The sequence below is a fragment of the Microbispora amethystogenes genome (assembly GCF_016863015.1).
GTDB classification, from domain to species: Bacteria; Actinomycetota; Actinomycetes; order Streptosporangiales; family Streptosporangiaceae; genus Microbispora; species Microbispora amethystogenes.
Map to the genome: position 1 here is coordinate 1 of NZ_BOOB01000126.1, position 1,200 is coordinate 1,200.

The following is a 1,200-nucleotide window of genomic DNA, read 5'->3' on the forward strand; positions in this document are numbered from 1 at the left end:
CCGACCGGGTTCGAATCCTGATCCAGCCCTGATTCGAGGGAGTTCTAGTGACTGAAAGCAGGCCGGCGCTGGGTGTCGGCATGGTGGGGTACGCGTTCATGGGGCGCGTGCACTCACAGGCGTGGCGGACCGTCGCGGCGGTCTTCGACGTACCGGCGAGGCCGGCCATGGCCGTCCTGTCCGGGCGGTCCGCCGAGCGTACGGCCGAGGCGGCCGACACGCTCGGCTGGGCCGCGGTCGAGACGGACTGGAAGCGGCTGATCGAGCGCGACGACGTGCAGATCGTGGACATCTGCACGCCGGGCGACTCGCACGCCGAGATCGCGATCGCCGCGCTGGCGGCGGGCAAGCACGTCATCTGTGAGAAGCCGCTGGCCAACACCGTGGCGGAGGCGGAGGCGATGACCGCCGCCGCGAAGGAGGCGGCGGCGCGCGGCGTGCGCAGCATGGTCGCCTTCAACTACCGCCGCGTCCCCGCCATCGCCCTGGCCAGGAAGTTCGTGGCCGAGGGCAGGCTGGGCGAGATCCGGCACGTGCGGGCGCAGTACCTGCAGGACTGGATCGTCGACCCGGAGTTCCCCCTCGTGTGGCGGCTCCAGAAGGACAAGGCCGGGTCCGGCGCGCTCGGGGACATCGGCGCCCACATCATCGACACCGCCCAGTTCATCGTCGGCCGGAACCTCACCGGGGTGACGGCGCTCACCGAGACCTTCGTCAAGGAGCGCCCGCTCGCCGAGGGGTCGAGCGGCCTGGCCGGCCAGGGTGGCGGCGGTGAGAAGGGCGAGGTGACGGTGGACGACGCGGCGCTGTTCATCGGCCGCTTCGAGGGCGGCGCGCTGGCGTCGTTCGAGGCCACCCGCTTCGCCACCGGCCGCAAGAACGCGCTGCGCATCGAGATCAACGGGTCGGCGGGCAGCCTGTCCTTCGACTTCGAGGCGATGAACGAGCTGTGGTTCTACGACGCCGCCGAGTCGGACGCCGGCTTCCGGCGGGTCCTCGTCACCGAGCCGGACCACCCGTACGTGGGGGCGTGGTGGCCGCCGGGCCACGGCCTCGGGTACGAGCACACCTTCGTCCACGAGGTCAAGGACTTCCTGGAGGCGATCGCCGCCGGCACCGACCCGACGCCGTCCTTCGAGGACGGCCTCCAGGTGCAGCGGGTGCTCGCCGCCGTCGAGGAGAGCGCGGCTTCCGGTAGCC

General features: G+C 71.7%; 1 protein-coding gene. It reads left to right on the plus strand.

All coding sequences use genetic code 11. The features are described from left to right. Nucleotides 1-47: 47 nt before the first annotated feature. On the plus strand, nt 48-1,200 hold a 1,153-nt coding region (locus Mam01_RS35980; protein WP_239101885.1), incomplete at its 3' end, for a Gfo/Idh/MocA family protein.